This is a genomic window from Nostoc sp. MS1, from assembly GCF_019976755.1.
GTDB lineage: Bacteria > Cyanobacteriota > Cyanobacteriia > Cyanobacteriales > Nostocaceae > Trichormus.
This window is the reverse complement of record NZ_AP023441.1, coordinates 2531385-2547543: the sequence shown is the minus strand read 5'-3', so window position 1 is coordinate 2547543 and position 16159 is coordinate 2531385. Positions and strand designations below refer to the sequence as shown.

Sequence of the window (16159 nt, the reverse complement as noted above, 5' to 3'; positions counted from 1 at the left end):
TTAGATAACGTTAATAATTTGACCTAAAGCTGAATAATGATGAATTAGCGCAAGCTTTACACTTGCGATTAATCACTTAATTTAATCCCTATGATGATTCATGACAGAAACTTTAGTTCAGGCTTATACACCCCTGATTCTCTGGATAGGTTTGGGGTTATTACTATTTAGATTTTTACCTGAGTGGTTGCCACATCTATTAGGTCGTGGTCTTTACTGGGCGGGTGTACCCTTGCAACTGATAGCGTTGTCTCGTAGGGGTAATCAGAGTCAATTAAATGGTGCTGGAGATATACCTGTACTAGCATCATTTATCACTTTTGGTACATTGTTCTTGGGTTTAGTAGTGGCGTTGCTGGTGTGGTGGGGTTGGCAAAAAGTATCACCAAATTTGTTTAAAACTGAATTGAGTGAACCTACTTCTCAGCCTTTACTCGACTCTCCCACGAAAGGCAGCTTTTTGTTAGCGGCTGTTTTAGGAAATACTGGTTTTGTCGGGTTGGCGATCGCACCCTCTCTAATTCATGTTGATACCCTAAATTGGGTTGTTCTCTTCAGTATTACTCACAATGTTATTGGCCCCTATGGCGTAGGGGTATTAATTGCCAGCTATTTCAGCCACACCAAATCTAATAATCGCTGGTGGATGCAGCTTTGGGATCTCCTCACAGTACCGCCTTTGTGGGCTTTTGTGATTGGTACTCTCACCCAACAACTAAAACTACCAGATGTATTGGAATCAGGGTTACAGAGTTCTGTTGATGTTGTGATTGCTTGCGCCTTTTTGTTGACTGGTATTCGTTTGGCACAACTCCAAGGATGGCAAAGTTTGCAACTAGCACTGATCCCGACAGTGTTGCGGGTTGTCATTACTCCCTTACTTGTGGGTTTGCTGACAACTGCGCTTTTGGGCTTGTCTGGCGATCGCCGTTTAGCGATGGTATTAATGTCGGGGATGCCCTCAGCCTTTGCTGGACTGATTTTGGCGGAAGAATACAACCTCAATCGAGATTTAATTGCCGGCAGCATTATTCTCTCAACCCTTCTATTACTGCTGATCCTGCCCTTGTGGATTCAAGTTTTTAGTTGAGTCCGTCCTATTGTTATGAAACTTTGATATAACTCCGGGGATCACTAAGCCTTATGTCAACATTTCATGACAATATGATCCCCTCAGAGCTAGTAAGTCCGTAAATTAGGCAAAAAAGCCTGTTGACACCCCTTGATCCCTAGCAAGGGTTAGTAGTTAATATTCAGTTAACAAAGTTAATAAATTAGTGACGATTTGAGACAAAAGTTTTTCTAGTATTCCTACAGAAAAACAAATAACAGCCCCGCCCTTGTGGGCAATGCAAAATCCCAAATTGATTGACTCCTCCGCCCAAAGTGCCAACTTTGGCACAAGTAAGGAAATGAAAGGGAGTGTCCCCTCTTTTAAAAAAAGACTAAAAACACACTTAGCAAAACCAGGAGTCAGGAATAAGAAATTCATCTGGGAAAGATGAGCTTTTATATCAAGCATTCTATAACCAGGGGAAAGCATTAACCTTTCAAACTACTGGAGGCCAAAAATCATGGCAAAAGAACGCCCACCGTTAGAAGAGATGACATTACGGCAACTACGGAGAGTTGCTAGCGAATGTAGCATCTCTCGTTATAGCCGAATGCGTAAATCGCAATTGCTGGCAGCAATTCAAGAAGTCCAGCGAAACAAAGCTTTGCTTAACCCAACTCGTTCACTGGAGGCACAGGAAACCGTGGAAGCTGCGAAATTTGAATTAGGACAAGAAGATCGTACTGGTGGCTCTCTAGCCGATGTTGATGAAGGACTAGCAGACTTACCAGGTGGTTACGGTGACAGCCGGATTGTTTTATTACCACGCGATCCTCAGTGGGCTTACGCTTATTGGGATGTTCCTAACGATCATAAAGAAGAGTTACGTCGCCAAGGTGGGCAGCAATTAGCCCTGCGGATTTATGATGTCACCGACGTTAACCTCGATTATCAAAGCCCCCACAGCATCCAAGAATATCCTGCGGATGAGTTAGCAAGAGAATGGTACGTACCCATTCCCGTGAGCGATCGCGATTATGTACTCGATATCGGTTATCGTGCAGTAGATGGCCGTTGGTTAGTTCTGGCACGTTCCGCTCGTGTCCACATTCCCCCAGTCTATCCTTCCGACTGGATTGAAGATGTCTTCATCAGCGTTAACTTTGAAGAAGACTTACGCGGTAAGACACTTTACGAACTCGTACCCCCAGCTAAGAAAATTCCTGTTACAGCTGGTGTTAATGGTAGCAGCAACCCCATCTACGACCAAATCTTTGGCTTGGCAGAGTCCGCCGAAGCACAACGGGTTGCAGGTTCTCTGTTCGGTTCCCAACAGCACCTTCCCGGTTCCGCGCGTCCCGAAGAAGCTATCAGTTCTTACATCTTCCCCTCTGGTGTAGGTATGTGGGCAGTTCCCACCACCTCCGGTTTGAATATGTCTGGTGTGGGAATGTCTGGTGTTGGCTTCTCTGGTTCCGCCATCCCCATCCGTCCTCGCCAATTCTGGCTAATTGCTGATGCTGAGTTGATTGTTTACGGTGCAACCGAACCAGACGCTACTGTAACAATTGGCGGCCGTCCCATCAAACTCAATCCAGATGGTACATTCCGTTTCCAAATGTCCTTCCAAGACGGCTTAATCGACTATCCTATCTTGGCTGTTGCAGCTGATGGTGAGCAAACCCGCTCAATTCACATGAAGTTTAACCGTGAAACTCCATCCCGTAACACCAACACCAAAGAAGAAGCTGTTGTGGAATGGCTTTCATAAACTGCAATTGTAATTTTTAATTATTACCCGCTATAGTCGTCCTATAGCGGGTTATTTATTTGTATGTATTTGAAAAAAATATTTGCTTTATCTATATTTATATTCACTCTCAGTTTATTGTCTGGTTGTAACAGGATTGATGCTAGTGCAACAACAAAAGCAGCAAAGACTTGTCCTGGTAATGATGCTCAATTTTTTAGCATTGAATTTTTTAAAACTAATAATCGGGGTGAAAAATTTGCTAAAGGGATTAATCATGTCATTATTTTTAATCCCAAGTCGCCAGTATTAGATTTTAAAGTCAATGTTGGATTATCACATCAGATATATAGTAAAGATGCCACGGGAAAAATCCGCCGAGATTACATTCCCAAACAATTTAATGAGTTAATTTCTGATGGTAACTCTACATTAAATGGAAAACGACCAATTGCAGCAATTAACGCCGACTATATAGGGACTGATAATAAACCCCAAGGTTTGAATATTTCCCGTGGCGTAGAGTATTCAGGCGATTTTAAAAATAAACGTTCTTCCTTTGGAATTTCTGGCGGTAAACCACAGGAACGTCAAGCGACAATCCAAGCCGGGAGAAGAAAAAGTAATATACTTAATTACAACTTAGTCGGCGGTAATGGAAGGTTTTATCGTCAAGGGAAATTTAAAGATATTTGTCAAGATTTAGGTGAGTTTGCCTGTAAGCAAGCCACAAATCGTTCAATGGCAGCTATTACTAGTAAAGGTTATGTAATTTTATTAGTAAATGATGTCAAAGCTAATTCACCTATTGAGGTTAGTTCAAATAATCAAGAGTTAACACCAGACAAGTTTGATGATGTGTTAGAAGGTATTGCACAGAATAACTGTTTAGGAAAGATTCAAGAAGGAATTTTATTTGATGGTGGAATGTCACCAGCCTTGTATTACAACAATAAAATTTATTTACAAAATTTTGGCCCTATTGGTTCAGTATTTCTTATTTATAAAAAATAAAATTCCATTTCTAAGCATGAAAACTGACAGCATCTTCTACAGTCTATTCCAAGCTTTTCCGAGCATTTTCTTTGAACTAATCAACCAGTCTCCACAAGAAGCAAGTATTTATGAATTTACCTCACTGGAAGTTAAACAACTAGCTTTTCGGATAGATGGCTTGTTTTTCCCCAAAATTAACGACTCCTCAAAACCTGTTTATGTGCTTGAAGTTCAATTTCAGCCAGATGATGATTTATACTATCGCTTATTTGCGGAACTATTTCTTTATCTGAGACAATACAAACCTCCTTATCCTTGGCAAGTTGTAGTCATTTATCCTAGTCGTAGCATTGAAAGACTACAGGATTTACATTTCGATGAAATTTTGCTACTCAACAGAGTCAAACGCATTTACTTAGATGAGTTAGGAGAAGTAGCAGAAACTTCTCTGGGTGTGGGAGTTGTTAAGCTAGTAATTGAAACGGAAGAAACTGCACCAGTTTTAGCAAGACGCTTGATAGCGCAAGCAAAACAGCAGCTAATTGATGCAGCAACCAAACGCGATTTTATCAACTTAATTGAAACAATTATCGTCTACAAATTACCGCAAAAGAGCCGAGAGGAGATAGAAGCCATGTTGGGTTTAAATGAATTAAAGCAAAGCCGAGTTTATCAGGAAGCTTTAGAAGAAGGGAAGCAACAAGGTTTAGAAGAAGGGAAGCAACAAGGTTTAGAAGAAGGGAAGCAGGAAGCGAAGTTAGAAGCTATACCCCGGATGATACAGTTTGGCTTGAGTGTAGAAGCGATCGCTCAGTTATTAGATTTACCATTAGATATAGTCCAACAAGCAGTGCAACAGTCCCGCCAATAAGCTGATGCGCCTGTGAACGCAAAAGCGGTACGCTAGAGGCTGGAGCTGCAAAAATGACTATGACACCTGAAACAATTGCCCAAACTCTGGCAGAATTATTTAGTACAGCAGATGTACAAGCGATCGCACCTGGATCGTGGCAAGTAGATACGCCTACATATAGACTATTGGTATTATTGTCGGATGATAACAGTTGGCTGCGAGTTTTATTACCAATAGTGCCATTACGTGAAGCGCAAGCATTCTTAGCACAGTTTTTAGAAGCTAACTTTGACGATACCCAAGAAGTACGTTACGCCTTGTATGATGATGTGGTTTGGGCGGTATATCAACACAATAGCAGCACTTTGACCACAGAGGATTTGAGTAGTGCGATCGCTAGGTTAATTTCACTATACGAAGCTGGTTTAAATGATGTGTTCAATCGCCTGATTGAAAAGCGTGTTCGGCAAATTGTGCAAGCAGCCAAACAGCAAGGACAATCTCTAGAAGCCACAATGCAAAACCTAGAACGGTTTTATTCAGAAGGATTATTAGGAGAAGTTAACCAAACTGTAGATGAGAGGGAACAAGTTTTAGCAGCTTGGAAGCGTCAATTAGAACGTTTGTGGAATGAAGCGGGAATATAATTCGTAATACCCTACGGGAAGCAAGCTACGTAATTTGTAATTCATAATTTTTTCAATGGACATTATTTCAAGACTTAAAGAAGACTATCAAAGATTTCCTGTTAATCAAACTTATAGTATTTATGCCAAGGATGTTTATTTTCAAGACCCATTAAATAAATTCCGTGGTATTGAACGCTATAAACAGATGATTCATTTCATGCAAACTTGGTTTTTAAATATCAAAATGGATTTGCATGATATTCAACAATTAGAAGATAAAATCAGAACTGAATGGACTTTGAGTTGGAATACTCCCATACCTTGGAAACCACGTATTTCCATTTCCGGTTGGAGTGAACTTGGTCTTAATGCTGAAGGTTTAATTGTCTCTCACATTGATTATTGGCACTGTTCACTTTTAGATGTAATTAAACAACATTTTTCTCTCGATAATAATCTCACACAAAAATAATTAACCATTGAGAAATCCAGAATATTTAACTAAATGATTGGCTGGCTTTCCAGTGTTTGCAAATGAATAAAGTAGATAAAGAAAAATTTAGAGGATTATATGGAATTTAACAAAGAGTTCGAGAATATACTTGATATCCCTAAAGATTCTCTTACCTTACCTGAGAATTTTGATTATGAAATAGCTGAGTATATTGCTGAGATGGTTTTAAACTCTAAAGAAATTGCCCAAAAAGATTCTTTATATAATGGTTTTGGTCTTTTATTTAGAGAAAATAATATAGATTCCGAAAAATATAAAAAATTAAGAGAAGATTTAATTAAGAATATAGAAAATGTACTGCGTGATTACTACCTCAATAAAACACGCGGATATTTAACGCCTAAAGATAAATAGCAGTAATATCAATTGTATTTGAGGTTACACATAATATAAAATTCATTACTTTATCAGCGTTTATCAGCGTGCATCTGTCTTGAAAAGTTTCCTACGGAGGGAAACCCTCCTACAGAACTTTTCGCTGCGTTCAATTATTCTCGAAATATTCTTCTATACAGCCTCTCATTCAAACAACTTCTCGCTGATAAATATCTAATTTTTACATAATATTGGGTTAAAAAATTGGAGTAATTTTGGAAGCCGAATTACCCCAACTTTTCACTTATATTTATCGCATTGTTCCACACACTTCCAGTTTTCATAAAAGTTCTACCTGTGAAGCACTCCAAGCTGATTAAACTCTAGAAGTTGGCTTCAAAAATAACCACGCTACGAAGAAGGTTGCTGCTGTGAATAGCTGCGTTAAATCTAATGCTGATAAATAACCATCAGCAAAAGATGCAATGCTGCGGTCAGTTATACCAAATACCCAAGAGGACAAGCCAAATAACCATATCCCATTCTTGAGATTACCTACAAACTCCTTAGTTTCCGTCTGTTGCTGGTCTTTCATACTTCCTCGTTCTCTTTGTAATAACTTGTTGAAAAATAACCGTGATTGCTTTTGCTTTTTGAGAGTACATCTATACCTATATTAATAAATATTTCACTATCTTGACAGTACTACCAAAAGATACATCTCATTATCTTGACATTCCGTCATTGGTTTTGTTGCTATGCTTTGACCTCTAATCAAGAGGCTTTCAGGCTTTTTGGTTAAGAATGTATTCTTTTACTTTACAAAAAATACATATAACTATATGTAACTTTATTTATATAAATGTGATTTATGTCACAGGATAGATATTTACTCTCCAGCTACAGAAAATTTCTATCCCATAAGGTTAAAAACCCTAAAGAATCAGGCTTTAGATACTGCTCACATATCAAGAGAATTAACTTTAATAAAGCAGTGGTAATAGATAACAGATAATTCAATGGCTGCAACCCAGTTAAATAACCTGCCTTCAACAGTGCAGTTAGCAGAAAACACTCAACCAGAGTTAGGGCTGGTTTGCATTACATTTGATAAGCAAGTGCGCTTTCGGACAATGACGCGCACACGTTATTTACAACTCTCCCTCAGTGAACGTGAAAGCGGCTTGAGAGAAATATATCTGCATAATTTACAGCGTCTACACGATGCCCTAACATTTTGTCAGAACAATAATATCCGTCTATATCGCATTCCTTCAGGTGTATTTCCCCTCAGCGATATGGAAGACCAAATTGGGGCAAAGATATTAGCAGAGATTAATGCTGATTTGGGTCAAATTGGTATACGCGCCCAATCTCTCAATATTAGAATGGTTCTACATCCAGACCAATTTGTAGTTCTCAGTTCCGACTCGTCCGAGGTCGTAAAAAACAGTATTAAAATCCTAGAAGACCATGCCCATATTTTTGACTTACTAGGCTTACCTCGTTCCCCTTGGTCCTTGATGAACATTCACGGTGGTAAATCGCAACGTAGCGAACAACTAGTCAAAGTTATCGCTAACCTACCAGAAAATATCAAAAATCGCCTCACACTAGAAAATGACGAATACGCCTACAGTGCCGAAGAAATTTTCACAGTATGCCAACAAGCAAAAATCCCAATGGTATTTGATGCTCATCATCATATATGCCACGAAAACTTAGATAGCTACGACGATTCCAGCGTTACCGCCATGTTTAACGCCGCCAGAGAAACGTGGGCAAAACCAGAATGGCAATTAGTCCATATTTCCAACGGCGAACAAGCCTTCAAAGATAGAAAACACAGCAATTTAATCACCGATATGCCCAGCGTTTACCGCCAAGCACCTTGGATAGAAGTAGAAGCCAAACAAAAAGAAGCAGCGATCGCCCATTTGCGGTCATGGTGGCTTATGGGAGAATAGTTGTTTGATAGGAAAGCTCTTTGCGCCTCTGCGTGAGATAACTATAGACTATGGCGATCGCAATTGATTTTGGTACAAGTAACACAGTAATTGCCCGTTGGAACCCCGTTACCCAACAAAGCGAAACCCTCACCTTACCGGGCTTATCCATCCAACAAAGCCTTAATCCCCCCCTCATTCCCAGCTTGGTGTATGTAGAAGATGCCAACCAAGGTAATATCTTAGCAGGGCAACAAGTACGCGATCGCGGTCTTGACCTCAAAGGTGATGCGCGATTTTTTCGTAGCTTCAAACGGGGTATCGGCGCTGATATCCAAGGCTTTTTACCAGAACTTGACGGACAAATTGTCACCTTTGAACAAGTAGGACAATGGTTCCTCACTGAAGTCATTCAACAACTAGCACCCCAAGAAGGCGGCTTAGACTCCTTAGTCTTAACTGTACCAGTTGACAGTTTTGAAGCTTATCGTTACTGGCTGGGTAAAGTCTGCCAAGCCCTACCTGTGGAACAAGTGCGAATGTTAGACGAACCCACAGCCGCCGCCTTGGGTTATGGTTTAGCAGACCAAGAAATATTGTTAGTAGTTGACTTTGGTGGCGGGACATTAGATTTATCCCTGGTTCAACTAAATAAGCCTACACAAGCTAACACCAAACCTGTAGGTTTCTTGTTGAAATGGGGTAATAAATCTTTAGCAGAAGATTCCAAACAAAAAACTAAAACTGCCCGTGTCTTGGCAAAAGCTGGGCAGAATTTAGGCGGTACAGATATTGACAATTGGTTAGTAGATTACTTTGCCAAAAATAAAGGATTAGCAGTCAGTCCTATTACAACAAGACTAGCAGAAAGGGTAAAAATTCAACTATCAACGCAAACCCAAGCTAGTGAAGTTTATTTTGATGATGAGAATTTTGAAACTTACGAATTAGAATTAAACCGCGAAACTTTAGAAAATATCCTCAGAGAACACGCCTTTTTTGAACAATTAGATGATGCAATGGCTAATCTATTGCAACAAGCACGCCGCCAAGGAATTGAACAAACAGATATTAATGCAGTTTTATTAGTTGGGGGAACAGTACAGCTACCCGCCGTGCAGACATGGGTAAAGCAATATTTTGAGCCTGAAACAATCCGTTGTGAAAAACCATTTGAAGCGATTGCTCAAGGTGCATTGCAACTATCCCAAGGTGTAGAAATTAAAGATTTTCTCTATCACAGCTACGGTGTACGCTATTGGGATCGTCGTAACCAACGCCACAGTTGGCATCCCATTATTCGCGCCGGACAAGCCTACCCCATGATCCAGCCTGTAGAATTAGTCTTAGGCGCTTCCTTAGAAAATCAACCTAGTATCGAGTTAATACTGGGCGAACTAGGCGCAGAAACAGGCGGTACAGAAGTTTACTTTGATGGCGATCACTTAATTACCCGCCGCCTGGATAATAATGTTACCAGCGTCAAACCCCTCAACGACAAAGAAGGCGCAAGAACCATAGCCCAACTCACACCGCCTGGATTTCCTGGGAGCGATCGCATTAAAATCTTATTTCAAGTTGATGAACAACGCTTTTTAAGAATCACTGTTGAGGATTTATTAACTAATGATACTCTATTAGAAAATCAATTAGTAGCACAGTTAAGTTAACATTTGAAGTTTAGTTCGTAATTGGTGCTTTAGCCTTTTTTAGGACTAAAGTCCTTACTACAAACCTTAAATTATTTACACTTGTCATTTATGCAATCGGCAAAAGGGTTATAACAGTCTTAGCGTGGAGGTATTTCTAAAGTGTAGTTTTCCTCCTCCATGATTTGACGCAATTCTTTAAGAGCATCAGCTACAGACGGCTTTTTTTGTTGCTTGCGCCAAGCTAAAAATTCTTGAAAAACTTCAGCCTCAACTACAACAGCTACCAGTTGATTCTGGTCATATATCAGTTGTGTTTCTTCGGCTACAGCATTAATCAAATCGGAGAATTTTTGTTTGGCTTTGGTAACTTCCCAATTCATTCTCCTACCTCTATCGATTTCAAATTACGTTTATTATAGACCCATCAAAGTGCTAAAACTGGAAAGGCATTTTTGCTCTGGGGGCTAGTAGTAGACCACGAAACTGTCTACAATAATTCCCTTGTTAGGTAAAAAAGTATATTCTCAATTATGACTAATCAAGCTCCTATTCCAGTGATTGTTAATGGTGCGGCTGGCAAAATGGGACGTGAAGTGGTGAAAGCAATAGCCCAAGCGCCAGACTTAAATTTATTAGGTGCAATTGACCGCAGCCCAGAACATCAAGGTCAAGATGCTGGGGAATTGGCGGGTTTAAGTGAACCGTTAGAAGTTCCCATCACAGACCAACTAGAACCAATGCTGGGTTATGTGGCTGGTGAAAGAAAAGGGCCGCCAGGGGTGATAGTAGACTTTACCCATCCTGATTCAGTTTATGATAACGTCCGTAGCGCGATCGCCTACGGTATTCGTCCAGTTGTCGGCACTACCGGGTTAAGTCCAGCACAAATCCACGATTTGGCTGATTTTGCCGATAAAGCTAGCACCGGTTGTCTCATCATTCCTAACTTCTCCATTGGCATGGTATTACTCCAACAAGCTGCCGTTACTGCATCGCAATATTTTGACCATGTAGAAATAATCGAACTCCACCACAACCAAAAAGCTGATGCACCTAGTGGAACTGCAATTCAAACAGCACAGTTATTAGGAGAATTGGGTAAAACTTTTAACCCTGCTATTGTGGAAGAAACGGAAAAGATAGCTGGAGCAAGAGGTAGTTTAGCTGGCGAAGGTATTAGAATACATAGCGTGCGCCTACCTGGACTGATAGCCCATCAAGAAGTAATTTTCGGTGCGCCAGGACAAATTTATACATTACGCCACGATACAAGCGATCGCGCCTGCTATATGCCAGGAGTCCTGCTTGCGATCCGCAAAGTCTTACAGTTAAAGTCGTTAGTATATGGTTTAGAAAAGATCCTATAAACTTCAAACTGCCCACCCATGTTAGTACCACTGACTCGCCAGAAACTTGAACAACTAATGCCTCTAATTGCTACTGGCCCTCAGTATAAACACTACTGGGGAAAGTTTTCTAATTTTTTGCAACGCCTGTTAATTTCTATAGTCACAGTAGTTGCAGTTTTGCTAATTAGAGGGGTTTTTGGTTTAGATTTTGGACTTCTCGTCTTTTTGTTCGGAGTATTTGGTGCATTTTTTTGGTTGTGGTATCCCGTACTTCAAGCTAGTCTCCGCAATGCAAAAAGCCGCCGTTACAAATACGGTGGCTTTTTCCGTGGTCGCATCATTGATTGGTGGATTACAGACAAATTGATGGGTAAACAAGAAACCGTTAATAGCAAAGGGGAATTGGTAATTGTTGAAAACCGAGAAAAACGCATCAACATTGAGGTAGGCGATGATACAGGTTTTAGTATTGAGTTAGAAGCACCACTAAAACCTTTTCATAAAGCTATAGCCCGTGGTCAAATAGCGGAAATGATTGTACTGTCAAATAGCGCTGATTTGAGCAGAATAGAAGAATTTAGTGATGTTTATATCCCCAGCCGCGACATCTGGGTAAGCGACTACCCTGTTCTGCGGCGAGATTTCTTTAACGAAGTCAGCGATCGCCTACGTGAAGACAGACAAGACAGACCCCGCCGCCGGCGAAGGAGTGGGGAGAGATGAGGGAGATGAGGAGCAGAAAAGAAAAAATAATAACTAAGACTATTGACCAATGACAACTGTCAATTGTCAATTGTTAATTGTCAACTAACTATTCTTCCCATAAGCTTGCCACGCTAAGTCTATCAATCCATCGGCGATCGCAGCTGCTACAACTGCATTCCCTTTGCGATCGTCAACTGTGATGTTGGGTACAAGGGAATCTTGTAACCGTCTTTTATAATCTTCATCATCTAAAAATATTGCAGGGGTAGCAATAATCAAAGCCGGGTTAATCTCTTCTGCTTCAATTAAATCTACCAATGTAGTTAATGCAGTTTGTGCTTGACCTACGATAAAAATGCCTTCTGGGTAGCGTTTAGCTAAAGTTTCAATTCCCCAGGAGGCGCTAGTTTTATCTGTTTGCGGACGGGTTAAAGCTTCAGTGCTGCAATATACTGGATTAGCAAACGTATTTTGAATATTATAGGCGATACCTGTTTGCATCATCGGCACATCCACAACAATTGTAGTCCGTGCCGCCAATGCTGCTGCCCCGGCTTGCAAAGCACGTTCAGAAAACCGGATTAAAGACTTATACTCAAAGTCAGCCGTAGCGTAAATTACCCGCCGGACAATCTCATATTCTGCCGGCGATAATACATGATCGCCAATTTCGCTATCGATGATTGCTAAACTTTGAGCATCAGTTACGTGCCATTTCATCGCTATTTATTACTGAGAGACCAGCCATCAGCTTATCAGTTTGGGCGATCGCAAGGTAAGAGGGTTAGGAGAAGTAGAGGGAGAAATCAATTCAAAATTCAAAATTCAAAATTCAAAATAAGAATTTCTTCGCACTCAGCACTCAGCACTCCTCACTCTCCACTCCCCTAAGAATTAGTACTAGATGACGGACGACTAAAAACAGGAGATAAATAAGCCACCAACGCACCAATCAAGAAACCAGAGATGTTACGGACTAGAGGTAGCCAATCACTAGTACGTGTCACCACAGGCCCGATACCGAAGGCAATAAACAATATTCCCCATAAAGGTGAGAAAATTAAAGCCCATTGCCAAGCGAAAACCTGTCCTTCTGTGCGAGGTTGTGCTGCAAAACCGCAAATAATCCCACCAATGATTGATGTAATTAGGGTTAAAATCCACTGTTCTCTGGGTAAACCAGGGACAACGTTACAACCACCCTTGAGTAAACAGCCTTTAACTGAATCTAAGGCTTGTAAAATTGCTTGGTCTTCACCTTGTTCTCGGACAAAATACAAATTGCCAAAACGGGTTTGTAATTCTATCCAAAAAGTCCTGGGTAAGAGTTCATAAACTGCATCACCAACGCTGAAACTGAGGATGTTTCCACCACGGGAGTCAGCGACTAAGAGAATACTTTTGTCATCTAATCCCCAGTAATTAATCACAGCCCTACCTGGGGTACGGTCATACTGCGTTAATACTCGCAGTTTCCAGCCAGTATCTGCCTCAAATTGTTCTATTTCCTTAACTAACTTATCTTCCTGTGGGTCAGGTAATGTCTTAGCTAAGTCTACAACTGGGGTAAAAAACTTAGGTAATAAGTCAGGATTATCGTAAGCCAGCGCCGAGGGAGAGTGTAGCCCCCATAGTGACCCAGCTAAGAAAAATACTGTAATAGATACTAAAATCCGTCGCCAAAAACGAGACTGCATGGACGTTCTTATACAAATATCAACAGTAGAAGTGAACAAGTTGGTTTAAAAGAGTACGGGAAAAGTGATAATTCGTTACACTTGTTTACTTTACTCTAATCTTGGACGGGAAAGCAAAGATTATTGTGAAGGAGATAAAGGAGATGAGGGAGAATAACTTCTGACTATGGACTATGGACTAATGACTAATGACTAATGACTAATTACTCATCAACATCATTGTCCCAGTTGGAGAGTTCTTGATAACTATCATTTATCCGGTATGCTTCTGCTTTGGGGAGTCGGTTTTCTGCTTTTAGTGCCTCTCTTTCTCTTAGAGTTAAGGAAGATTGTTCTGTAATTGATAGACGTTCAGTTCGTCGTGTAGGTTTTTGCCGGGTGAAGGTCTTCCAAGCTGCTTTGACACCAACAAAGACGCTGCGTGTACCTACTTGCAGATTTTGAGCTTGTTTTCTTGCACCATCTAAACTTTGATCAACTTGCTTGACTACTTGACCAGCACTTTTAACACCTTCGCTGACATCTTCTGTCAAGTCTGTAATTTCCAAGCCTGTAGTGCGGATGGCTTCTAACGTCGGTGGTAGTTCTCTTGAGAGTGTATCAAATAGTTTTTCCGCACTACGGGCAGCCCGTGCTAATTCCTGCAAAGCGGGTATTGCTGCTACCAACACAGCAGTTAAACTGGCAGCAACTAAGACAATTGAAAGTCCCAACCAAAACAGGGGTTCAGTCACAGCAATAAAAATTTATGATTCAAAATGCTTTGTGATGAGCAAGTTACAAAATCAGCCAATATACATTTACTGTAATAACTTTTGATATGGTTGCCTGTCGGCAACTTATGGACGTTCTAATTCTTCAGCAAGCGAATCGGATTCTGGGCTTGGTTGTTGACGCTTTATTACTTGGCTTTCACGCTGACTAGCATCTATACCAGCCGCGATCGCATCCCGTAATCTATCCAAGGTTTCATCCCAGTTGCGTAAAGCATTAGCAGAAAGCTTATCTGCTTGAATTTGGACACTGGTTGATAAATCTTCTGCCAATTCGGGAATTGCATCAGCAGATTTTTTTAAAATTTTGCGAGTTTCGCGCCCTGTGCGTGGAGCTGCAAGTAACCCTGCTAAAGCACCTATAGTAGCTCCCAGCATCAAACCGCCAATAAATACTCCAGAACGGTTATTAGACATTTTAATATTGTTTCTCTCCTTTCAACCATTTTAGGTGGTTTTCGTCCACTGAAAAACTCTAATCATTTTCTTGAGTTAATTTATCGTGACAATATATCAACCAAAAATGTTGCTTTTATGACCTAATTGAATGTCACTGGTAGCTTTTTCCCTGTTATGGGAACTGGTCTACGAATATAACGCCCCCAGGTTCTTTGCCCAAGTAATAGCAAACTGATAATCTGCCTTACTTGTTGAATTTGCATTTGTAAACCTTGTTTACTCTGTCGCAAATTCTGAATATTCTGCTGTGCAAGGTTGATATTTGTTGGCGCTTGATATAGTAGCTCATGACTACAGCGCTCATAATCAAGTAAGCGATCGCTAATAAATGCTATCTGCTTTTTCAGCCGCCAGACTTGCCAAGCCACGTAAAGTAGCATGAGTGAGATAAAAATATTAATAACTACAACTATTGTTACCATTATTAACTTAGTAAAGCTGCCTATATCAAGTTTGCTTAAATACTTATCATATCGTGGGGGCTGGTAATGGGTAATAGGTAATTGTTTTTTCCGATTACCTATTACCCAATTAGACAATTTCTTTAAATAAAACATACAAAAAACAAATTATTTGATTAATTAGCACCAGTACCCTGACAAAATTCATCTACCCAAGAGGCCAAAGTAGTGGCATTTGTCTTTGGTAATGCGTTTAATTTGGAAGTAGGTGCTGCTGTGTTTAAATATTGTTCATTTTGGGTTATTTCTTTAGCCAATTTTAGTAAAGGTAGAGTTTTTTGTTGACCTGGTTTAGTTGTAATTTCTAAAACTCTGACTATTTTGCTATTTTGGGAAGTTTCTGCTGCTAGTGCCAGTTTGAGGGAGGGTGGCGTAGGTTTGACTGGATCATCTGTCATTAGAACTGATGACGACTTGCGGTGATCGCTCAAAGATTGTAATGCTGAGTGAGCGTAGATATTATTACCATTTGCATTAACTGTGTTGACCTTGGGTGAAGTATAGCCGATGGCCTTTTGACTGTTAACATTCCTATTATTTGTTGGCGATCGCTCAGGTTTCTGCACCAATGAAAGCATAGGCGCACTTTCTAAATATTGAGTATCGGCAGCAAATCCATTAGAGGCTGGGGCTTTGCTTTCAGTTTGCTGCTGTTGATGATAATTTTGTTGTGCTAGCAACTCAGTATTGGGATTGAAATTCAAACCTAAAGCAGCAACAATCTCATCCGGGTCATTATTTAGCTCCATAATAAAAGCTAGTACCTGCTCAAACTCTGGCTCTAAAACAGAAAGTGTTGCCAAAATGAATCCAGATGAAGGTCGCCGCAGACCATTATAAGTAGCCCAAACCCTCATTTTGTCCAACCAAGAGCGATTTTGCTCGTAATAACTCAACCACTTTATTTTCAAGGATTGACGCAGCCCCTGAATGTCCATCGGATGCCTCGCTTCAGTCAAAAATAGTACATATATATTTAGTAAGGGTGTAAGTATGTAAGGGTGTT

20 protein-coding genes are annotated in these 16159 nt (G+C 40.4%); 11 read left to right on the top strand and 9 right to left on the bottom strand.

The window, feature by feature from the left end:
- The first annotated feature begins 100 nt into the window (after positions 1-100).
- Complete coding sequence (locus tag NSMS1_RS11040) at positions 101-1090, top strand: AEC family transporter (RefSeq protein WP_224093155.1); 990 nt, start codon at positions 101-103, stop codon at positions 1088-1090.
- Positions 1091-1246: 156 nt separating this feature from the next.
- Here NSMS1_RS11040 and NSMS1_RS11035 read toward each other — a convergent pair whose 3' ends face one another.
- The gene (locus NSMS1_RS11035) at positions 1247-1522 is read right to left on the bottom strand and encodes a hypothetical protein (protein ID WP_224093153.1); all 276 of its coding nucleotides are present in this window, start codon (positions 1520-1522) and stop codon (positions 1247-1249) included.
- Positions 1523-1574: 52 nt separating this feature from the next.
- On the opposite strand from NSMS1_RS11035, the gene NSMS1_RS11030 reads away from it, so the two are divergent.
- From NSMS1_RS11030 to NSMS1_RS11005, 6 genes are all read left to right on the top strand, one after another.
- Positions 1575-2825 (top strand): DUF4912 domain-containing protein, encoded by a 1251-nt coding sequence (locus NSMS1_RS11030; RefSeq protein WP_224093151.1) that lies wholly within the window; start codon positions 1575-1577, stop codon positions 2823-2825.
- A 63-nt stretch (positions 2826-2888) separates the two neighbouring features.
- Positions 2889-3818, top strand: coding sequence for a phosphodiester glycosidase family protein (locus NSMS1_RS11025; protein ID WP_224093149.1), 930 nt, complete (start codon positions 2889-2891; stop codon positions 3816-3818).
- A gap of 16 nt (positions 3819-3834) precedes the next feature.
- Entirely contained in the window at positions 3835-4671 is an 837-nt protein-coding gene (locus NSMS1_RS11020; protein WP_224093147.1) for an Rpn family recombination-promoting nuclease/putative transposase, read from the top strand.
- A 59-nt stretch (positions 4672-4730) separates the two neighbouring features.
- The gene (locus NSMS1_RS11015; RefSeq protein WP_224095197.1) at positions 4731-5300 is read left to right on the top strand and encodes a YbjN domain-containing protein; all 570 of its coding nucleotides are present in this window, start codon (positions 4731-4733) and stop codon (positions 5298-5300) included.
- A 55-nt stretch (positions 5301-5355) separates the two neighbouring features.
- On the top strand, positions 5356-5754 hold the full coding sequence (locus tag NSMS1_RS11010; protein ID WP_224093146.1) for a DUF2358 domain-containing protein: 399 nt from the start codon (positions 5356-5358) through the stop codon (positions 5752-5754).
- A 99-nt stretch (positions 5755-5853) separates the two neighbouring features.
- The gene (locus tag NSMS1_RS11005) at positions 5854-6150 is read left to right on the top strand and encodes a hypothetical protein (protein ID WP_224093145.1); all 297 of its coding nucleotides are present in this window, start codon (positions 5854-5856) and stop codon (positions 6148-6150) included.
- 337 nt (positions 6151-6487) lie between these two features.
- Here NSMS1_RS11005 and NSMS1_RS11000 read toward each other — a convergent pair whose 3' ends face one another.
- Positions 6488-6706 carry a hypothetical protein gene (locus NSMS1_RS11000; RefSeq protein WP_224093144.1) on the bottom strand — a complete coding sequence of 73 codons (219 nt, stop codon included), beginning with the start codon at positions 6704-6706 and terminating at the stop codon, positions 6488-6490.
- Between the two features lie 424 nt (positions 6707-7130).
- On the opposite strand from NSMS1_RS11000, the gene uvsE reads away from it, so the two are divergent.
- Together uvsE and NSMS1_RS10990 are read left to right on the top strand one after the other, a co-directional pair.
- Complete coding sequence (gene uvsE / locus NSMS1_RS10995; protein ID WP_224093143.1) at positions 7131-8078, top strand: UV DNA damage repair endonuclease UvsE; 948 nt, start codon at positions 7131-7133, stop codon at positions 8076-8078.
- Positions 8079-8128: 50 nt separating this feature from the next.
- Positions 8129-9727, top strand: a complete 1599-nt coding sequence (locus NSMS1_RS10990; RefSeq protein WP_224093142.1) for an Hsp70 family protein — start codon at positions 8129-8131, stop codon at positions 9725-9727.
- Between the two features lie 119 nt (positions 9728-9846).
- Here NSMS1_RS10990 and NSMS1_RS10985 read toward each other — a convergent pair whose 3' ends face one another.
- A complete protein-coding gene (locus tag NSMS1_RS10985; protein WP_224093141.1) occupies positions 9847-10089 on the bottom strand; it encodes a prevent-host-death protein in 243 nt (80 codons plus the stop codon).
- Positions 10090-10239: 150 nt separating this feature from the next.
- On the opposite strand from NSMS1_RS10985, the gene dapB reads away from it, so the two are divergent.
- Both dapB and NSMS1_RS10975 read left to right on the top strand, forming a co-directional pair.
- Positions 10240-11076: a 4-hydroxy-tetrahydrodipicolinate reductase gene (gene dapB / locus NSMS1_RS10980; protein WP_224093140.1), complete on the top strand. Its 837-nt coding sequence runs from the start codon at positions 10240-10242 to the stop codon at positions 11074-11076.
- An 18-nt stretch (positions 11077-11094) separates the two neighbouring features.
- The gene (locus NSMS1_RS10975; protein WP_224093139.1) at positions 11095-11781 is read left to right on the top strand and encodes a phosphate ABC transporter permease; all 687 of its coding nucleotides are present in this window, start codon (positions 11095-11097) and stop codon (positions 11779-11781) included.
- Positions 11782-11865: 84 nt separating this feature from the next.
- Here NSMS1_RS10975 and NSMS1_RS10970 read toward each other — a convergent pair whose 3' ends face one another.
- From NSMS1_RS10970 to NSMS1_RS10945, 6 genes are all read right to left on the bottom strand, one after another.
- Complete coding sequence (locus NSMS1_RS10970; protein WP_224093137.1) at positions 11866-12483, bottom strand: precorrin-8X methylmutase; 618 nt, start codon at positions 12481-12483, stop codon at positions 11866-11868.
- 167 nt (positions 12484-12650) lie between these two features.
- Positions 12651-13460 (bottom strand): TPM domain-containing protein, encoded by an 810-nt coding sequence (locus tag NSMS1_RS10965; RefSeq protein WP_224093136.1) that lies wholly within the window; start codon positions 13458-13460, stop codon positions 12651-12653.
- 203 nt (positions 13461-13663) lie between these two features.
- On the bottom strand, positions 13664-14194 hold the full coding sequence (locus tag NSMS1_RS10960; protein ID WP_224093135.1) for a DUF948 domain-containing protein: 531 nt from the start codon (positions 14192-14194) through the stop codon (positions 13664-13666).
- A 105-nt stretch (positions 14195-14299) separates the two neighbouring features.
- Entirely contained in the window at positions 14300-14650 is a 351-nt protein-coding gene (locus NSMS1_RS10955) for a YtxH domain-containing protein (protein ID WP_224093134.1), read from the bottom strand.
- A 122-nt stretch (positions 14651-14772) separates the two neighbouring features.
- Positions 14773-15114: a hypothetical protein gene (locus NSMS1_RS10950; RefSeq protein WP_224093133.1), complete on the bottom strand. Its 342-nt coding sequence runs from the start codon at positions 15112-15114 to the stop codon at positions 14773-14775.
- 155 nt (positions 15115-15269) lie between these two features.
- Complete coding sequence (locus NSMS1_RS10945; RefSeq protein ID WP_224093132.1) at positions 15270-16091, bottom strand: DUF5331 domain-containing protein; 822 nt, start codon at positions 16089-16091, stop codon at positions 15270-15272.
- Positions 16092-16159: the final 68 nt, after the last annotated feature.